19 protein-coding genes are annotated in these 18,030 nt (G+C 64.5%); 8 read left to right on the forward strand and 11 right to left on the reverse strand.

What is annotated here, in order from left to right:
* Positions 1-2: 2 nt before the first annotated feature.
* On the reverse strand, positions 3-674 hold the full coding sequence (locus tag AWB80_RS09450) for a glutathione S-transferase (RefSeq protein ID WP_061174392.1): 672 nt from the start codon (positions 672-674) through the stop codon (positions 3-5).
* 143 nt (positions 675-817) lie between these two features.
* On the opposite strand from AWB80_RS09450, the gene AWB80_RS44340 reads away from it, so the two are divergent.
* A complete protein-coding gene (locus tag AWB80_RS44340) occupies positions 818-988 on the forward strand; it encodes a hypothetical protein (RefSeq protein ID WP_167390441.1) in 171 nt (56 codons plus the stop codon).
* A 50-nt stretch (positions 989-1,038) separates the two neighbouring features.
* On the opposite strand, the gene AWB80_RS09455 is transcribed toward AWB80_RS44340, so the two are convergent.
* The 6 genes from AWB80_RS09455 to AWB80_RS09480 form a co-directional block, all read right to left on the reverse strand.
* The gene (locus tag AWB80_RS09455) at positions 1,039-1,449 is read right to left on the reverse strand and encodes a response regulator (RefSeq protein ID WP_061174393.1); all 411 of its coding nucleotides are present in this window, start codon (positions 1,447-1,449) and stop codon (positions 1,039-1,041) included.
* Positions 1,450-1,797: 348 nt separating this feature from the next.
* A complete protein-coding gene (locus tag AWB80_RS09460) occupies positions 1,798-2,604 on the reverse strand; it encodes an AraC family transcriptional regulator (protein ID WP_061174394.1) in 807 nt (268 codons plus the stop codon).
* Between the two features lie 62 nt (positions 2,605-2,666).
* Positions 2,667-3,938 carry an NAD(P)/FAD-dependent oxidoreductase gene (locus AWB80_RS09465; RefSeq protein WP_061174395.1) on the reverse strand — a complete coding sequence of 424 codons (1,272 nt, stop codon included), beginning with the start codon at positions 3,936-3,938 and terminating at the stop codon, positions 2,667-2,669.
* Positions 3,935-4,189, reverse strand: a complete 255-nt coding sequence (locus AWB80_RS09470; protein WP_061174396.1) for a 2Fe-2S iron-sulfur cluster-binding protein — start codon at positions 4,187-4,189, stop codon at positions 3,935-3,937. The genes AWB80_RS09465 and AWB80_RS09470 overlap by 4 nt, the downstream gene beginning before the upstream one ends.
* A complete protein-coding gene (locus tag AWB80_RS09475) occupies positions 4,182-5,321 on the reverse strand; it encodes an NAD(P)/FAD-dependent oxidoreductase (protein ID WP_061174397.1) in 1,140 nt (379 codons plus the stop codon). The genes AWB80_RS09470 and AWB80_RS09475 overlap by 8 nt, the downstream gene beginning before the upstream one ends.
* Positions 5,318-6,277 carry a 4-hydroxyproline epimerase gene (locus tag AWB80_RS09480; RefSeq protein ID WP_087131185.1) on the reverse strand — a complete coding sequence of 320 codons (960 nt, stop codon included), beginning with the start codon at positions 6,275-6,277 and terminating at the stop codon, positions 5,318-5,320. The genes AWB80_RS09475 and AWB80_RS09480 overlap by 4 nt, the downstream gene beginning before the upstream one ends.
* 215 nt (positions 6,278-6,492) lie before the next feature.
* Between AWB80_RS09480 and AWB80_RS09485 the strand changes: the two genes are divergently transcribed.
* Complete coding sequence (locus AWB80_RS09485) at positions 6,493-7,398, forward strand: dihydrodipicolinate synthase family protein (RefSeq protein ID WP_061174399.1); 906 nt, start codon at positions 6,493-6,495, stop codon at positions 7,396-7,398.
* Positions 7,399-7,454: 56 nt separating this feature from the next.
* Here the strand turns inward: AWB80_RS09485 and AWB80_RS09490 are convergent, their stop codons facing one another.
* The gene (locus AWB80_RS09490; RefSeq protein ID WP_061174400.1) at positions 7,455-8,198 is read right to left on the reverse strand and encodes a response regulator transcription factor; all 744 of its coding nucleotides are present in this window, start codon (positions 8,196-8,198) and stop codon (positions 7,455-7,457) included.
* Positions 8,199-8,693: 495 nt separating this feature from the next.
* On the opposite strand from AWB80_RS09490, the gene AWB80_RS09495 reads away from it, so the two are divergent.
* The 3 genes from AWB80_RS09495 (at position 8,694) to AWB80_RS43900 (ending at position 11,793) form a co-directional block, all read left to right on the forward strand.
* A complete protein-coding gene (locus AWB80_RS09495; RefSeq protein ID WP_061174401.1) occupies positions 8,694-9,986 on the forward strand; it encodes an MFS transporter in 1,293 nt (430 codons plus the stop codon).
* A gap of 104 nt (positions 9,987-10,090) precedes the next feature.
* The gene (locus tag AWB80_RS09500; protein ID WP_061174402.1) at positions 10,091-11,554 is read left to right on the forward strand and encodes an MFS transporter; all 1,464 of its coding nucleotides are present in this window, start codon (positions 10,091-10,093) and stop codon (positions 11,552-11,554) included.
* Positions 11,555-11,634: 80 nt separating this feature from the next.
* Entirely contained in the window at positions 11,635-11,793 is a 159-nt protein-coding gene (locus AWB80_RS43900) for a hypothetical protein (RefSeq protein ID WP_160147428.1), read from the forward strand.
* Between the two features lie 71 nt (positions 11,794-11,864).
* On the opposite strand, the gene AWB80_RS09505 is transcribed toward AWB80_RS43900, so the two are convergent.
* A complete protein-coding gene (locus tag AWB80_RS09505) occupies positions 11,865-12,137 on the reverse strand; it encodes a hypothetical protein (RefSeq protein WP_061174403.1) in 273 nt (90 codons plus the stop codon).
* 125 nt (positions 12,138-12,262) lie between these two features.
* Positions 12,263-13,081 (reverse strand): helix-turn-helix domain-containing protein, encoded by an 819-nt coding sequence (locus tag AWB80_RS09510; RefSeq protein WP_061174404.1) that lies wholly within the window; start codon positions 13,079-13,081, stop codon positions 12,263-12,265.
* A gap of 246 nt (positions 13,082-13,327) precedes the next feature.
* On the opposite strand from AWB80_RS09510, the gene motA reads away from it, so the two are divergent.
* Together motA and motB are read left to right on the forward strand one after the other, a co-directional pair.
* Positions 13,328-14,200: a flagellar motor stator protein MotA gene (gene motA, locus AWB80_RS09515; protein ID WP_061174405.1), complete on the forward strand. Its 873-nt coding sequence runs from the start codon at positions 13,328-13,330 to the stop codon at positions 14,198-14,200.
* Positions 14,201-14,218: 18 nt separating this feature from the next.
* Entirely contained in the window at positions 14,219-15,199 is a 981-nt protein-coding gene (gene motB / locus AWB80_RS09520) for a flagellar motor protein MotB (RefSeq protein WP_061174406.1), read from the forward strand.
* 664 nt (positions 15,200-15,863) lie between these two features.
* On the opposite strand, the gene AWB80_RS09530 is transcribed toward motB, so the two are convergent.
* Positions 15,864-17,195, reverse strand: coding sequence for an Nramp family divalent metal transporter (locus AWB80_RS09530; RefSeq protein WP_061174407.1), 1,332 nt, complete (start codon positions 17,193-17,195; stop codon positions 15,864-15,866).
* 267 nt (positions 17,196-17,462) lie between these two features.
* On the opposite strand from AWB80_RS09530, the gene AWB80_RS09535 reads away from it, so the two are divergent.
* Complete coding sequence (locus AWB80_RS09535) at positions 17,463-17,729, forward strand: DUF4148 domain-containing protein (RefSeq protein ID WP_061174408.1); 267 nt, start codon at positions 17,463-17,465, stop codon at positions 17,727-17,729.
* Positions 17,730-18,030: the final 301 nt, after the last annotated feature.

The raw sequence follows: 18,030 nt of genomic DNA on the forward strand, positions 1-18,030 counted from the left end.
GGCTAGCTGGCGAAGTCGTAGCGCCCGCCGCGCTCCAGCGCGCGCTGATAGGCTGGCCTCGCATGGATGCGTTCAAGAAACGCCCGGATATGCGGCAGCGATTTCGCCCCCGCGCGCTGGCTGCCGGTTTCGAGCGGAAAGCTCATCTGCACATCGGCGGCGCTGAAGGTATCGCCCACGAACCAGGTCGATTTCGCAAGCTCGGCGTCGATATAACCGAGATGCAGCCGCAATTGCGGATCGATGAAACTGCTCTGCATCGTCTGCGCGATGCGCCGCGCGATCGGCCTGGCGAAGAACGGCATCTTCGCGCTCTCCAGCCGCCGCGCGACGAGCTTGAGCAGCAGCGGCGGCATCGCCGAACCTTCCGCGTAGTGCATCCAGTAGTTGTAGCGCACGCGTTCCGGCGACACACCGGGCGGCGGTGAAAAACGCCTTTCGCCGTAGCGATCCACGAGATATTCGATGACCGCGCCCGACTCCGCGAGCGTGAGATCGCCATCGGTGACGACTGGCGATTTGCCGAGCGGATGCACCGCGCGCAATTCGGGCGGCGCGAGCATCGTGCGCGGGTCGCGCTGATAGCGCTTGAGTTCGTATTCGACGCCGAGTTCTTCCAGCATCCAGAGCACGCGCTGCGAGCGGGAATTGTTGAGGTGGTGGACGGTCAGCATGGCTCAGCTCTTTTTTGTGTTCGACGATGCCGCCACGGTACACCGCTTGCATGAGGTGAACTTATCCGTGCGCGCGCGTCGAAAGGATAAGGCCCTTTCATGAAGGCCGCACAATGTTTACTCAACGAAATAAGGAGAATTCGATGACGCTGATCATCTACCTCGTCGGCTGGCTGATTCTGATCGGCGGCGTGTCGTGGGCGCTCGTTGCGATGCATGTCTCGCAGCACACGATCATGATCGTCGCCGTCATTATGCTGGGCGTCGCTGTCATCACGGGCGCCACGCGCGTGCGCAATCGCGACAGGTCGTAACGGTTTGGAGGCCGCCAATCATCGGCGGCCTCGAAACGCTTCATGTCAACTCACATCACCACGCGCGTCCCGACCGCATCCTGGATCAGCGTGACGAGTTCGTCGGGATGAACAGGCTTCACCATGAAATGCTGGAAACCCTCGCCGATACTGCGCAATCGATACTCTTCGCTGCCGTGCCCCGTCAGCGCGATTGCCACGGAAGGCGGCAGGTTGCCGCGAATTTCGTGATCCCGCAAACGTTGAATGAGATAGAAACCGTCCATCTCGGGTAAATCCAGATCGCAGATCACCGCGTCGGGAAGATGCTCGATCGCCGCCTGCGCGCCGTCTTCGGCGTCGGCCAGGGCGAACACTTCCGCACCCTCTTCTTCCAGCAACATCTGCAGCGATGCCCTGCTTTCCGGATCGTCTTCGATGAGCACGATCCGCATGTGCCCCAGTCTTGCTACTTCGTCCATGATGTTCTTTTCTGCTGCCAAAAACGGAATTCACGCGCGGGTTTCGATCTCTCGCCGCCGCGCGCACGGTTGCGCGCCTTGATTGACAGTAAAACGCGGCGGGAATTCCGAACGCACCGTTATTTACGCCGCGCGTGCGCCGGTGCGGAACGCCTCGCGGTTCTGGCGGCGCCGTCGTGCAGAGTTGCCCCGGGCGCAGCGAGCACTATCGAGCAAAAACCGGACCGAGACGCGTGCGCAGCCGCGAACGCCTTATTGTGCGGGCGTTTGCGCCGATCCGAGCCGCGCCGCTCCAATCCCCCGCGCACGACCGTGTAATTCCTGGATCAGCCGTACCCTGTTTTCCCGTCAGACGTTTGTATCGCGGGTGGAATCGGGGCGCGAGGCATTCGAGGTTCCCGCCTGCAGCAGCGCCCGGTATTCGCTCGGTGTGAGACCGACCGTCGCCTTGAACTGGCGCGTGAAGGCGCTGTGATCCGTATAGCCGCAGAGCGCGGCGACATCGGTGACCTTCTCGCGCGAGACGAGCAGCGCGGTGGCGGCGTCGAGCCGCGTCTTGAGCAGCACCTGACGCGGCGTCAGATGAAAGACCTTGTGAAAGTAGCGCTCCAGTTGCGCGATCGACATGTTCGCCATCTGCGCGAGCTGCCGCATGTTGAGCGGCTGCACGTAGTTTTCCTGGATGTGCTGCACCACAGCCGCAAGCCGGCTGTAGGCCGGATGCGTGCCTTCGGCCGCCTGCAGATCGCGCGAGATGCCCGCGAGCCCGACGATATGCCCCTGCGTGTCATGCAGCGGCTGCTTGCACGTCATGCACCAGCCGGGTTCGCGTCCCGGATAGAGATGCAGTTCGAGCTGATCGATGAGTTGATGCCCCTGCGCGATGATCGCCTGATCCTGCGCCGTGTAGATGCGCCCGAAGCGGCGCGGAAACACGTCCTCCGCCGTCTTGCCGATGAGCGCCGACTTGTCGTCCTTGTGGCCGCAGCGGCGCGCGAGCGTGCGATTGACCATCGCGTAGCGTGCGTCGCGGTCCTTGACGAAGAACACGATATCCGGCATTGCGTCGAACACGGGCGCGAGCAGCGCGAAATGCGCGAGCATGTCGGAAAGCGTCGACGCGGGAGGATGAACGATCGGCGTCGTGTTAGTCATGCGTGGAGATGTCGGTTGCGCTCGATTGAATCTGTCGCCCGATTATAGAAGCGTTGGCCTGGCTATGAACGGAACGTATCAGCGCGATCGCATGCACCGATCAGTGTGTCGATGCGCACCGGCGCGAACGGCGGACGCGCCGCCGCGCGCGGCCATCCGAAATACACCGACGCCGCCTCGCCGCACATACGCCCCTGACACGGTCCCATGCCGCAACGCGTCTGAAGCTTGGCGTCGCGCCAGTTCGCGTGCGCGGCGACGTCGCCGATCGACACGTCCTCGCAACGGCACAACAACGTATCGGGCGATGGCACCGCGCGCGCCTCGTCGCCGAGCGCGAACGCCTGCGCCACGCGCCCCGCGAAGGCGCGCCAGCGATCGCGTTCGCGCACGAGACGCGCATCGGCTGCGATGCCGAGCGCCGACTGCGCCGCAAGCGCGCCTTCGACGCTCGCCAGTTCCATCCCGCCGATGCCCGTGCATTCGCCCGCCGCAAAAACATCTTCCTGCGATGTGCGCTGCGCCTCGTCGACACGGATCGCGCCGTCGCTTTCGTCCACCGCGCAGCCGAGTGCGAGCGCCAGCGTCGCGTTGGGCACGAGGCCATAGCCGCACGCGATGCGATCCGCTTCGAACGTTTCGTCGCGGCCGCGCGTGCGAATCGTCACCGCCTCCACGCGCGTGCTCCCGTGCGCCTTCACGACGACACCGCCCGTGCGATAACGCGTCGTGCCGAGCGCGACGGCCTGCGCCAGCTTGCCCGGCGTCAACGCAAGCGACGCCACGAAGCGCGCGACCCGTGTGAGCGGCGCCTGTTCGACCACCGCGACGACGTGCGCGCCGCGACGCCGCGCGGTATCCGCGACGGCAAGCAACAACGGCCCGCTGCCCGCCACGACGATGCGTTCGCCGCGCACCGGCATTCCGCCCTTGATGAGCGCCTGCAAGCCGCCCGCGCCCGTCACGCCCGGCAGGGTCCAGCCGTCGAAGGGAAGAAGCCGCTCGCGCGCGCCGGTCGCGAGGATGAGCTTGGAATGTGCGAGCGCGAGCGGCGCGCCCTCGCGTTCGAGCAGAAGCAGTTTGTCGCCAGGCGCGGCAGCGACCTTCGTCGCGCTCATGACGACGAGATTCGGATGCGCGCACGTTTCATCGAGCCATTGGCGAAGCTGCGCGGCGGGCGGGAGCGTCGGACCTTGCCGCCAGATCTGGCCACCGGGGCGCGGATTGTCGTCGATGAGCGCGACGCGCGCGCCGGCCTGCGCCGCGATCCGCGCTGCCCTCAAACCCGCCGGCCCCGCGCCGACGATCGCGATATCGACCTGTTCGGCGTTCATCGCATCGTCTCGATCGAAAGGCCGTCGCGGCATAGCGTCTGACAGCCGAGGACATGCGCGCGGGCATCGACTGTCACGCGGCATTCCTGGCACACGCCCATGCCGCACCACGCGGCGCGCGGCTCGCCGGTGACGGAGCGCCGCGTGCCGCCGACGCCGCGCATCGCGATTGCGATCGCTGCCGCGACGGTCGTGAACGCGGGCACGGCGAGCGGCTCGCCATCGACGGTCACGGTGACGAGATCAGCCATCGGCGTGCTCCGTGGCGAATCGTTGCGGCGAAAAGGCGTGGCTGTCGGGCAGATCGAATGGAACCGGCTCGCCGAGCATCTGCGCGGCGATGAGCTTCGCGGTGCCGAGCGAGGTCGTCACGCCGAGTCCCTCGTGACCTGTCGCGAGCCACAGACGATTGCCCGCATGACGCGCCGGACCGATCAGCGGCAAGCCGTCGGGCGTGGCGGCGCGAAAGCCGGTCCACGCACGCACGGCGTTGAGCGCGCCGATTCCCGGCAGATAACGCGTCGCGCGCGCGAGCATCGCCGCGAGCACGTCGATTTCGACGGCCGGATCGGCGGTGCCGAACTGACGCGACGAACCGATCAGCACTTGCCCCGTCGGACGCGGCTGCGCGTTGAACGCCACCGACGTGCCGCGCGCGTGATGCGCGCTCTTGATGTAGCCGAGCTCCAGCACCTGATGATGCAGCGCGCCGGGATAGCGATCGGTGATCAGCAGGTGCCCTTTCTTCGCTTCGAGCCGCACGCCCGCGATCAGATCGGCCGCCGCCAGCCCGTTCGCGACGACGACATGCGCCGCCGCGCGCCGCTCGCCGTTCACGAGCGTGACGCTCGCGTGCGTGTCGTCGGCATCGACGGCGCGAACCGGGCAATCGGTCGATACGCGTATGCGTTCCGAGCACGTCAAAAGCCATTGCGCCGCGGCGGGCGCGTACACGATGGCGTCGTCGTCGATCAGCAGGCCGCCTTGCATCGCGTGGCTGACCGCCGGTTCCGCTTCGCGCAGCGCGGCGCGGTCGAGCAGTTGCGCGCGCACGCCTGCCGTCGCGAACGCGTCGCGCATCGTGCGGGCGGCGTCGAGTTCTGCGTCGTCTTCCGCGATCCAGAGCGTGCCGCAGCGCGAAAACGCATCGCGCTCGCGCAGTTGGGCGCCGAGCGCGAGCCACGCTTCGCGCGACGCCCGCGCCAGCGCGAATTCGGCCGGCGAATCGTTCATCACGACGATGTGGCCCATGCCCGCCGCCGTCGCGCCGCCGCCGATACCGCGCGCTTCCAGCACCTCGACGGTCAGGCCGCGCCGGGCGAGTTCCGCCGCGCACGCCGCGCCGACGATGCCCGCGCCGACGACGATCACATCCGCCGTCATGCGCGCGCGCCGGCTTCGATGCCTCGCATGAACGGATCGCGTTCGTCGAACACGAGCCGGCCTTCGCCCATGATGTGCGCGTAGCCCGTGATGGTCGGCACGAGCACGTCGCCGTCGAGCGCGTAGCTGCCCTCGAACACGCTGCCGATGATGCTTTCCTGACGCCATACCGCGCCCGCTTCGAGCGCGCCGTCCGCCGCGAGACACGCGAGCTTGGCGCTGGTGCCGGTGCCGCACGGCGAGCGATCGTAGGCGCTGCCCGGACACAGCACGAAATTGCGGCTGTCGACACCCGCGACGGGCGAATCCGCGAACAGCTCGATATGGTCGATATACGCGCCGTCCGCGCCGGTGATGCGCTGCGCGTGCAGGGCATCGCGGATTGCTTCGGTGAACGCCGTCAGTTCGCCGATGCGCGCGGGCGTCAGTTCGCGCCCGTGATCCGCGACGAGAAAGAACCAGTTGCCGCCCCACGCGACGTCGCCGGTGAGCGGGCCGTGACCGGGCACCTCGAGCGTCACCGCGCGCCGGTGCCGGTACGCCGGCACGTTGCGCACGCTGACGCTGCCGTTCGCGTTGAGCGTGGCATCGACGGGGCCGACCGGCGTATCGATGCGATGGCTTCCCGGCGCAATTCTGCCCGCATGCGCGAGCGACGCGACAAGCCCGATCGTGCCGTGCCCGCACATGCCCAGATAGCCGACGTTGTTGAAGAAGATGACGCCGGCCGCGGCGGCGGGATCGTCGGGCTCGCACAGCAGCGCGCCGACCATCACGTCCGAGCCGCGCGGCTCCGTGACGATCGCGCGGCGCCAGTCGTCGAAATGCGTCCGGAACGTGTCGAGACGTTGCGCGAGCGTGCCGTGGCCCAGATCGGGGCCGCCCGCGATCACGAGGCGCGTCGGTTCGCCGCCCGTATGCGAGTCGATGATGTCGATGGTTTTCATGCCGCCTATCCTAGAAATGCGCGCGGCGGGCGTCTTGAAGCGGCTGAATCGTTTTGATGACGATATCGGCACAATTCAGCATCGTCCCGGCGCGCCCGCGACGCGCCGCATTCGCGCCGAAACGGCTATGCCGAAATCGGCACGCGGCGCGCGCGAAATGCGCAAGACGCCCGATTTTTCGGTGCTTACACTGCCTACCGTTCAATCAATTTCGGAGCGCTGCCGTGACGCATATCTGGGAAGGCGTGATGCCCGCCGTGACCACCAAGTTCAACGCCGATTTCAGCATAGATCGTGCATGGACCGCGAAGAACGTCGACGCGCAGATCGAAGCCGGCGTCGATGGCATCATCGTGTGCGGATCGCTCGGCGAAGCCTCGACACTCTCGCTCGACGAAAAACTCGACGTGCTCGATATCGCCGTGGATGCCGCGCGCGGCCGCGTGCCGGTGCTGCTGACGATCGCGGAAAACAGCACGCTCGACGGCTGTCGCCAGGCCGAGCGCGCCGCGCGACACGGCGCGGCGGGCTACATGGTGCTGCCGGGCTTGCGCTATCTGTCGGACCGGCGCGAGACGCTGAATCACTTCCGCATGGTCGCCGATGCAAGCCCGCTGCCGCTGATGGTCTACAACAATCCGCTCGCGTATGGCGTCGATGTCACGCCGAAGATGTTCGCCGAACTCGCGGAAGATAAAAAATTCGCGGCGATCAAGGAATCGAGCGGCGACGTGCGCCGCATCACCGATCTCATCAACGAAACGGGCGACCGCTATGCGCTGTTCTGCGGCGTCGACAATCTGGCGATGGAAGCGATTCTGATGGGCGCGCACGGCTGGGTTGCGGGGCTCGTGTGCGCGTTTCCGCGTGAGACGGTGGCCATCTACAAGCTGATTCGCGCGGGCCGGGTCGAGGAAGCGCGCGCGATATACCGATGGTTCGCGCCACTGCTCGCGCTGGATGTGTCGCACAAGCTGGTGCAGAACATCAAGCTGGCCGAGACGATCGTGGGTCTGGGCACGGAACCGGTGCGCCCGCCGCGTCTGCCGCTCGCCGGCGACGAGCGCAACGAAGTGGAAACGTTGATTCGTCGCAGCATCGAGACGCGTCCGGCGCTGCCGACGGTTTAAGGACAAGCGAAAACAAAAATGCCGTCCTCGCGACGGCGTTTTCTTGTTTAGCGACTTCAGGCCGCGATCTGCGCAGGCGCAGGATCAGCGAGGCCGTCGCCGGTGTCTTCCGCGCCGTCATAGAGATGCAGCAGCCGGGAGCCGCTCTTGTACACCGGCTGCAAGCGGAAGTTGTTGACCGGCTCGATTTCGAGCGCGAGACGCAGACGCGAAACGTGGCTGTCGATGGTGCGCGTGGTTTCGCGGAATTCGCGGCCCCAGACCATCGCGAAAATGTGATCGCGCGACAGCACGCGACCGATATTCGAGAAGAACAGCTGCGCGAGACGGAATTGCGTGCCGCTCAGCTGCACCGGCTTGCCGCGCACGGTGACGGTCTGCTGGCGGGCGTCGAAGCGATACGGACCGACTTCGAGACACGCGCTGGACGTCGCCGGAAACGCGCGGCGCAAGAGCGCTTCGACGCGCGCGCCGAACTCGCCCGGGCGGATCGGATAAACGACGTAATCGTCCGCGCCGGCGGTGAGTGCGCAGACCACGTTATGCTCGGCGCCGTCCGGCGTCGCGAACATGACCGGCACGCGCTCGCCGAAGCTCGAACGCACGGATTTGAGCAGGTCGAGGCCGCACAGGCCCGAGGAATTCCAGTCGAGAATCAGCAGATCGACTGTCGAGCGGGACAGCGCTTTCGACAGCACGAGGCCATCGCCAAAGGTCACGCAGGTGTGGCCGAGCCGTTTGACGACATCGCTGATGAGATTTCGATAACTTGGGTCGGTTTGCAAAACGGCGACGCGCATAGTGTCTTACCTGATGAGTCCAAGGGACATGGGGCGGATGCCGTACTTCCGGCGCCCGCCGGGCGTCTCGTCGCGGGATGAGACGGGGATATTCAAGCTGCGCATTCTGGGCAGCCGGGCGACCCTTTCCCATCGGACTCATCCGAATTGTCAACGCATGTGACGACGCATCCCCCTCGCTTCGGTCCGTCTCATGCGCGCAAATCTCAAAAAAATAGAACGGCTTTTCTCTTTTGAGCCGGTTTTCATCCTGTAACATGCCGCGTCTGGCTCAAAAGTTCCCGCTTCCGCCGTTTTATCGAGACGTCGCGTAGCAAGCTGCGCCGCGACTGTCCGTCGCATCCCGCAGCGCGGACGACGGGCGGCGGCTCTCGAATCCGCGCCCGCCGCGACCGTCGATTCGCGTCCACCCGGCGCGTCTGTCGCTCCCGCAGGGCAAAGCCTCGTTCTACTGCGCGTCACGCGTGGTTCCTCCACTCACAGGTTCTCTTTTCGATGCAGGCAACACCTCTGTCCGACGCCCCGCGCGCGGCCAGCCGTGCGCTCACGCGCGGCGATTACAAGACGCTCACGCTCGCCGCGCTCGGCGGCGCGCTCGAGTTCTACGACTTCATCATTTTTGTATTCTTCGCGCCGGTCATCGGCCAATTGTTCTTTCCGCCGTCGATTCCTGACTGGCTGCGTCAATTGCAGACTTTCGGCATTTTTGCGGCGGGTTACCTCGCGCGTCCGCTCGGCGGGATCATCATGGCGCACTTCGGCGACCTGCTCGGCCGCAAGCGCATGTTCACGCTTTCCGTGCTGCTGATGTCCGTGCCGACGCTCCTGATGGGCCTCCTGCCCACCTACGCGTCGATCGGCCTGATGGCGCCCGTCTTGCTGCTGCTGTTCCGCGTGATGCAAGGCGCGGCGGTCGGCGGCGAAGTGCCGGGCGCGTGGGTGTTCGTGTCGGAACATGTGCCGGGCCGTCATGTCGGCTATGCGTGCGGCACGCTGACGGCCGGCCTGACGGCGGGCATTCTGCTCGGCTCGCTGATCGCGACCGCGATCAACAAGACCTTCGCGCCCGCCGAAGTCGCCGATTTCGCGTGGCGCCTGCCGTTCCTGCTCGGCGGTCTGTTCGGGCTGTGCTCGGTCTATCTGCGCCGCTGGCTGCACGAAACGCCGGTTTTCGCCGAACTGCAGAAGCGCAAATCGCTGGCGGCGGAACTTCCGCTCAAGGCGGTGCTGCGCGACCACGGCCGCGCCGTCGTCATTTCGATGCTGCTCACGTGGATGCTCTCGGCGGCGATCGTCGTCGTGATCCTGATGACGCCGACGCTCTTGCAGAAGCAGTTCCACATCGCGCCGGCGACAGTGCTGGTCGCGAACTGCGCGGCGACGCTGTGCCTCACGATCGGCTGCGTGCTGTCGGGCGCGATCGCGGGCCGGATCGGCGCGGGCAAGACCATCTTCATCGGCGGCGTGGCGCTCGGCGTGTCGTACTGGCTGATGTTCCGGCAAGTCTCGCTCGATGTCTCCGTGCTGCTGCCGTGGTATGCGCTGGCGGGCTTTTTCGTCGGCGTGATCGGCGCGATTCCGTTCGTGATGGTGAACGCCTTCCCGCCCGCCGTGCGCTTCTCGGGCATCTCGTTTTCGTACAACGTCGCGTATGCGGTGTTCGGCGGACTCACGCCGATCGTCGTCTCGCTGATGATGAAGTCGAGCCCGATGGCGCCCGCGCTCTACGTCGGCGCGCTGTGCGCGATCGGCGCGCTGACGACGCTGTTCATCAGGGAAAATCGCTGATTTCCTTGTTCCGACGACGGCGCGTCGCTTCATCGGCGCGCCGTTTTCATTCTGCTTTCACGTTTCAGTCCACGCCGAAACATCGAACGCGCGACGCGCCTACGATGAACGGCATGAACTCGAACCTTTCCTCATCCGAAACGCGTCTGTCCGCGCGGCAGATGCTCGTCGTGACGGCGACCAGCGTCGGTTTCGTCGTCTCTCAACTCGATGTCTCGATCGTCAATGTCGCGCTCGCGAGCATCGGTCACGATCTGCGCGCGAGCGTCGCGAGCCTGCAATGGACCATCGACAGTTACGCGCTCGCCTTCGCGGCGCTGATGCTGTCGGCGGGCTCGCTCGGCGACCGCTTCGGCGCGCGCCGCATGTTTCTCGGCGGCCTCGCGCTGTTCGCGCTAGCGTCGCTGGCCTGCGCCTTTTCGCGCGATGCGCCGCAACTGATCGCCGCGCGCGCCCTGCAAGGCGTCGGCGCCGCCGCGATGCTGCCGAACTCGCTCGCGCTCCTGAACGCCGCATGCGGCCACGACCGGCGCTTGCGCGCGCGTGCGGTCGGCTTGTGGACGGCGGCGGGCGCGGTGTCGATCGCGGCGGGGCCGATCGTCGGCGGCGTGCTGATCGCCGCGTTCGGCTGGCGCAGCATCTTCTGGGTGAACCTGCCGATCTGCGCGGCGGGCATCGTCGCGACGCTCGTGTGGGTCGGCAAGCCGTGCGCGAACGAAGCGCCGCCGTCCCACGGCATCGACCTGCCCGGCCAGGCGCTCGCGATCGTCGCGCTGGCGGCGCTGGTCGGTGCGGTGATCGAACTGCGTCCGCTCGGACCGGCGCATCCGCTCGTGGCCGGCGGCCTCGCTCTGGCGCTGGCGGCGGGCGGCGCGTTCATCGCGATCGAACGCAGAAGCCGCGCGCCGATGCTGCCGCTCACCCTTTTCTCCGAGCGCACCTTCAGCGCGGCGGTCGTCTTCGGTATCGGCGTGAATCTCACCTACTATGGAATGGTCTTCGTTCTGAGCCTGTATTTGCAGCGCGTGCTCGGGCATACGCCCCTGCAGACCGGCCTCGCGTTTCTGCCGCTCACGGGCGGCTTCCTGATCTCGAATCTGGCAAGCGGTCCCGTCGTCGCGCGCTTCGGCTCGCGTGGCCCGATGATTGTCGGCGCGCTGCTCGACGCCGCCGGTTTCGCCGCGCTCGCCTTCGTCGATGCGACCACGCCCACCGCCGCGTTGCTCGTGCCGTTCCTGCTGATTCCATCGGGCATGGGCCTCGCAGTCCCGGCGATGACAACCGCGTTGCTCGGCACCGTCGATCCGCAGCGGGCGGGCACGGCGTCGGCGGTGCTCAACACCGCGCGGCAGGCGGCGGGCGCGATCGGCGTCGCGGCGTTCGGCGCGCTCGCGGCTCACGGCGACGGTGCGGCGAGCGCGGAACATATCGTCGATGCGGTGCGCTGGTCGGCGGGCGTATCGGTCGCGCTGCTGCTGTGCGCGGCGCTGATCGCGCGCCAGGTGAGCAATCCGCCGGGCGCCAAGGCCGACGCGACGCGATGCCGGACAAAGCCGAATGAGGGATGACCGATAGCGGGAACGGCCGTTGCGAGCCTCAGGCGAAGCACCCTGACCATCGAACCGTTGAGGAGAACACCATGTCGACGATGCCCCGCTCCCCCGAGGAGCCGCTCGAACCGGACCCGGACAAGCTGCTCGACCCGGACGCCGCGCCCAACCCCGACGATCCGGACATGCCCGACGGCCCTGATTCCGCCACGCCGATGGTGCCCGCCGATCCGAAGAACGGCGAACCCCGCATGTAAGCCATCGAGCGACGCACAAAGCAATGCCCGCGCGGCCGTTCTGGCCGCGCGGGCATTTTTCGTGGTGAACCCTACAGGCTGGTCGTCTGAACCGTACCGGTTTCCAGCGCGCGCTCGATCAGCGCTTCCTGCTGCGCCTTGCGTACGGCATCGGCAACGAGCGTGCTGGGCGCTTCCACTTCCGCCTTGATCGCGCCGATGATGCCATCGGCCTCGACGATCACCAGCGACTCCGCCGAATCCGCGCGACTGATGATGACGCGCGCCGGACCGCCGCCTTCCGCGATACTCGCGCAGAACTGCATCTTTTGCCCGCCTATCACTTGCTCGAATGTTTGAATCATCGCTGTCTTCCGCGTTGGTTGGACAAAAGCTGACACAGGCCGATTCCGTTCGCGGCCTGCTGACTGATTGATTCACGCGCGTGCGCCAGGTTCAATTCTGTAAGCATGCGGGCAGCGACGCAAGCTCAATGTCTCGCATCGTCGAGCTGGCGAAGGATCGCGGCAGTGGCGTCGTCGGCGGGAAAAAATGCTTCGATCGCGAGTTCGGACAACGTGATATCGACGGGCGTGCCGAAAACCGTCGTCGTGCTGAAGAACGACAGCAGGCCGTGTTGCGTGCGCATGCGCAGAGGCACGACGACCGGATCGGTTTCCGCGCGCGACGCCTGCCCGGCGTGAGCAGGCGCGGGATACGCGTCGAGTTCCGCGAGCAGCGCGACGAGCGTCGCATCGCCCGAAACCTCGATCTGGCGACGCAGCCGCGCGAGCAGATGCGCGCGCCACTCGTGCCAGTTATCGATGGCGTTCGCGAGGCCCCGCGGATGCATCGACAGGCGCAGCACGTTCACCGGCGGCGCAAGCAGTTCCGCATCCGCCGATGCGACGAGCGGCGCGAAAGCCGCGTTGGCCGCGATCATCGTCCAGTGACGATCGACCGCGAGCGCGGGATACGGCTCGTGGCCCTTCAACACCAGGTCGACCGCACGCCGCGCCGCCGCGAGTTGTGGATCGGCAAGCCCACGCTCGCGATACAGCGGCGCATAACCCGCCGCGACGAGCAGCGTATTGCGCTCGCGCAGCGGCACGTCGAGTTGCTCGGCGAGGCGCATCAGCATCTCGCGGCTCGGCAGCGAGCGGCCCGATTCGACGAAGCTCAGATGGCGCGTGGAAACATCCGCGATGCCCGCGAGATCGAGCTGGCTCATGCGTCGGCGCTGGCGCCAATCGCGCAGAAGCGTGCCGACGGTGGATTGAGCGATGGTGTACGCAAGGGTCGAGTTCATGCCAGCGATGTTAGACGAAGCGCACGCGCGCAATCCATTACCTGCGACGTAACCGACTGGACCGACGAACGACCGTAAGATTTACTGCGCAAACATTTGCGCAGAAAAAGTTGCGCGCGTCACCCTAATGTCCGGGCATTAAAAGCCGATAAGCCACACAACAAGCGAACAATGCGTCGCGAGCCGTGCGCGACTCAATCCCGAGCACGCACGGCCCGCGACGCCCGGACCATTGGCGGAGAAATCATGTTTGTCATCATCGGATGGGTCTTGGTCATCGGCTCGGTGATCGGAAGCTTCATCGGCGTCGGCGGTCACCTTGCCGCCCTCGTGCAGCCGTTCGAGCTGCTGTGTATTTTCGGTGCGGCGATCGGCGCGTTCGTCGTGTCGAATCCGACCGCCACGCTGAAGAAAACCCTGCAATCCGTACCGAAGGCCTTCAAGGGCGGCGGCTATACGAAGGAAAAGTATGTCGCGCTGATCGCGCTGCTCTATGAGCTGCTGCAGAAGGCGCGCAAGGAAGGAATGATGGCGCTCGAAGCCGATGTCGACGCGCCCGAATCCAGCCCGCTCTTTCAGAAGTACGAGCACGTGATGGCCGATCATCATCTGCTCGATTTCATCGTCGATTATCTGCGCATGATGTCGGCGGGCAACGTCAACGCGCTCGAAATGCAGGATCTGATGGATGAAGAGCTGGAGACGCATCATGCCGAAAGCTCGGTGGCCGCGAACGCGATCCAGAAGATGGCCGATGGCCTGCCGGCGTTCGGTATCGTCGCGGCGGTGATGGGCGTGGTGCACACGATGGGCTCGGTCGGCGCCGCGCCCGCGGTGCTCGGCGAGATGATCGCGGGCGCGCTGGTCGGCACGTTCCTCGGCATTCTGCTGGCGTATGGCTTTATCGGCCCGCTCGCCGATCTGCTCAACGCCAAGGGTGTCGCTGAAGCGAAACCGTTCCAGTGCGTGAAGTCGGTGCTGCTCGCGTCGATGAACGGCTATGCGCCGACGGTGGCCGTCGAGTTCGGCCGCAAGGTGCTCTTCACGGCCGATCGTCCGAGCTTCAAGGAACTCGACGACGCGGTGCGCGCGACCAAGATGCCGAAGGCGGCTTCGTAACTTCACGACATAGACATCATGGCTGAGAAACCATCACGCGATCCGCTGCAGTCGGTGCTTGCGCCTACCGTCGTCGTGAAGCGCAAGAAGAAGGCGCACGGACACGGTCATCACGGCGGCGCATGGAAGATCGCGTACGCCGACTTCGTCACCGCGATGATGGCGTTCTTTCTGCTGATGTGGCTGCTCGGGTCGACGTCGAAGTACGACAAGGAAGGCATCGAGCAGTACTTCAACACGCCGCTCTCCGCGTTGTTCGGCAACGATGGCGGCGCGTCGGCGCATACCAGTGTCATCACGGGCGGCGGCAAGGATTTGTCGAGCACGCGTCCGGGGGAAGGCAACAAGAGTCAGACGCAGCCGGTACCGCAATCGATCGCGCGCGCGGCGGTGGCGATGGATGATCTGCAGAAGTTGCAGCAGCTCAAACAGAAGCTGATGGCGCTCATCGAGCAGATGCCTGCATTGCGCGCGTTCAAGGATCAGATTCGCATCGCGATCACCAGCGAGGGATTGCGCATCGAGATCGTCGATTCGCTCAAGCGGCCGATGTTCGCTTCGGGCAGCTCGAAGCTCGAAGGCTACGTGACGACGATTCTGACCAACATCGGCGCATCGCTGAATGATGTCGACAATCGCGTGTCCATTGCGGGGCATACGGATGCCGTGCCCTATTCCGGCAATCAGGCCGGATATTCGAACTGGGAACTGTCGAGTGAGCGCGCGAATGCGGCGCGGCGGGCGCTGGTTGCCGGCGGGATGAAGGAAAGCAAGGTGCTGCAGGTGCGGGGGCTTTCTGATGTGCTGCCGCTCAACAAGGATGTCGTCGACGAGCCGACCAATCGGCGTATCAGTATTCTCGTGCTCAATAAAGCCGCCGAGCAGGCGTTCTTTCGTGATGGCGGGCGTACTACGGTGGATCAGACGCAGCCTGTCGATAGTGCTATTCCTGCGGCCGTGGCGGCCAGGTCTAATGTGCCGGTTGCTGTCGTGAAGTAGGGGGTCTTGTTTGTCGCCGGATCCCAACAACGTGTCGGTCTATTTGCGTTGCCCCTGTGCGGGGCGGCACCTACTTTCTTTGCTGCTGCAAAGAAAGTAGGCAAAGAAAGTAGGCAAAGAAAGCAGCTTTCCCCATCCAAAGCACTTCATGCCGGCCGCGGCACAGGCGATCAGTCTTGGCACAACAGTAGCGAGTGCCCTCGTAGGCCACATCGGGCTTGGACCGCGCACGGTCTGCCGCTTCGCACCACACGCGTGGCTGGTTCAGCACCAAATAGATGCGGCCCGCTTCGCGGCCGATCGGTACATCGGGTCTGCGTGTGCATCTGCGCATCCTTTTTCTCGTCTGTTTCCCTTGCATACCCAACGGCAGCGCGCAGCGCTGTGCCGAAGCTATTTCGTGCTGAACCAGCACGCTTAAACAACTAGCTTGTCAGACCGTGCGCGGTCCACGCCCGAGATGGCCTATGAGGGCACTCGCTACTGAGCCCACGAACAACGAGAATAGTGGCCAAATTGCGTGTGACCGCGGGCGTTTCGAGCTGCTTTCTTTGGTTACTTTCTTTGCAGCAGCAAAGAAAGTGACTGCCGCCCCGCACAGGGGCAATGCCAATAGACCGACACGAATACGGGATCCAGCGACAACACCCGAGCGCCACGGCATTCACCCAAGCCATTCAGTAACCGTCTGCACCACCAGCCAGACATTCGCCGCACTGATCACCGCAAAGAGCGCCCAAACGACGATTCGCATAAACAGCGTGTTAGCAAACACCCCCATCAACCCACGATCATTCGTCATCCGAATCAGTGGATAGAGCGCGAACGGCAATTGCAGACTCAAAACCACCTGACTCGCAACCAGCAACTTGCCGACTGCCCCATTCCCCAACACATACACCCCGATCAACGCCGGCACGAGCGCGAGTCCTCGCGTAATGAACCGCCGCTGATAACACGGAATCTTCAACCGCAGAAAGCCTTCCATGATCACCTGCCCCGCGATGGTCCCGGTGAACGTCGAGCTTTGGCCTGACGCAAACAGCGTCACCGCGAAAAGGATCGCAGCCAATCCCGTCCCGACGATCGGCGCAAGCAGCTTATAGGCATCCTCGATCTCGGTGACTTGCGTATGCCCCGTCGCATGAAACGCGGACGCAGCAAGAATCAGAATCGCCGCATTGATCAACAGCGCCAGAACGAGCGAAACGATCGTATCGATCCGCGAAAGACTGATCGCCGACGCAAGGCTCTTCGCATCGCGATTCACGACCCGCGTCTGCACGATCGACGAATGCAGATACAGGTTATGCGGCATCACCGTCGCGCCGAGAATCCCGATCGCGAGATAAAGCGGTTCGCGATCGCTCAATGCATGAATCGACGGCACGAGTCCCGCCGCAACCGACGGCCAATGAGGCTTCACGAGCACGAGCTCGACGAAATACCCCACCCCGATCGTCGCGATGAGTCCAAGCATGATCGCTTCGAGATCGCGAAAATTCTTGCCTTTCAAGCCGAGCACGATCAGCGTATCGAACGCGGTGAGCACCACGCCCCAGATCAGCGACACGCCGAACAGCAAATGAAACGCAAGCGCGCCGCCCAATACTTCCGCAAGATCGCACGCGATGATCGATAACTCCGCGAGCATCCATTGCACATTCGCGACCGGCTTCGCATAACGCTCGCGCGATAGCTGCGCGAGATCCTTCCCCGTCACGATGCCGAGCCGCATCGACAGACATTGCAGCACCATCGCGGCAAGACTCGACAACACGACGACGAAGAGCAGGCCATAGCCATATCGCGATCCGGCTTCGATGTCCGTCGCCCAGTTGCCCGGGTCCATATAGCCGATGGAGATGAGCAAGCCAGGACCCGCAAACTGCAAAAGCTTCTTCCAGAACGGCGCGCCCGGCGCAACGGCGACGGAGCCCTTGACTTCGGATGGACAAAAAGGCGCGGTGGCGGTGGTCGGCAGTTTGAACGGCAATTTATCTGTTCCTGATTTTGAGTGGCTTACAAACCGTCTCACGCGGGCGAGTCTATCACCGGCTGTCCGCGATGACAGATGCCCGTCGACGAGCTTTCACGGCTCATTCAGCAGTTGCTCCAATCTGACCATAACGCCATCTCATCGCCAGCATCTCGTCACGGTCCGACGAATAGAATCCAGTGGTGGCTGTGGTAAGCGTGCCGACGCCTGCACATCGCGCAACCGCACGCCGCGTTCATCCTTCACTCGCTTGAGGAGTACGCCATGAAACTAGTCACACGCATTGCCGTCATCGCACTCGCCGCAGCCCCGCTGGCCGCCTTTGCACAATCCGAAGGCCTCACGCGCGCCCAGGTCAAAGCGGACCTCCAACGCGTCGAACAAGCCGGCTATAACCCGTCCGAGCGCGATGCGTTCTATCCGGACAACATCCAGGCTGCAGAAGCGAAGGTGCAATCATCGACCGCCTATGGCTCCTCGTCCGATGGCTCGTCCGCTTCCGGTCAACCGGCCACGCAGAACGCGCAATAACCGGTCTTTCGCTTCATCGAGATACGCGCGGCTACCGCCGACTGCAAACGATCCCGCGCCGTCTCGCTCACCCCTCTGCGCATGTCGCGTGATCATTTATAGATCGCGTCCCTTTTCAAGTACCCACCGCACAGAGTTACTTGCGCTGAAGCCGCGCTATTCCCGACTTCAATGACACAAGCGCGTAGTCCTGACCGCGTGCTTTCGCAAGCTTGCTTTCAAATCGCCTAATCTGACAGACACGCCATATTCAAGCCATATTGTCGTTGGTACCCGGCCACTACCATAGCGACACTGATGG

Source organism: Caballeronia pedi (assembly GCF_001544915.2).
Taxonomy (GTDB): Bacteria; Pseudomonadota; Gammaproteobacteria; order Burkholderiales; family Burkholderiaceae; genus Caballeronia; species Caballeronia pedi.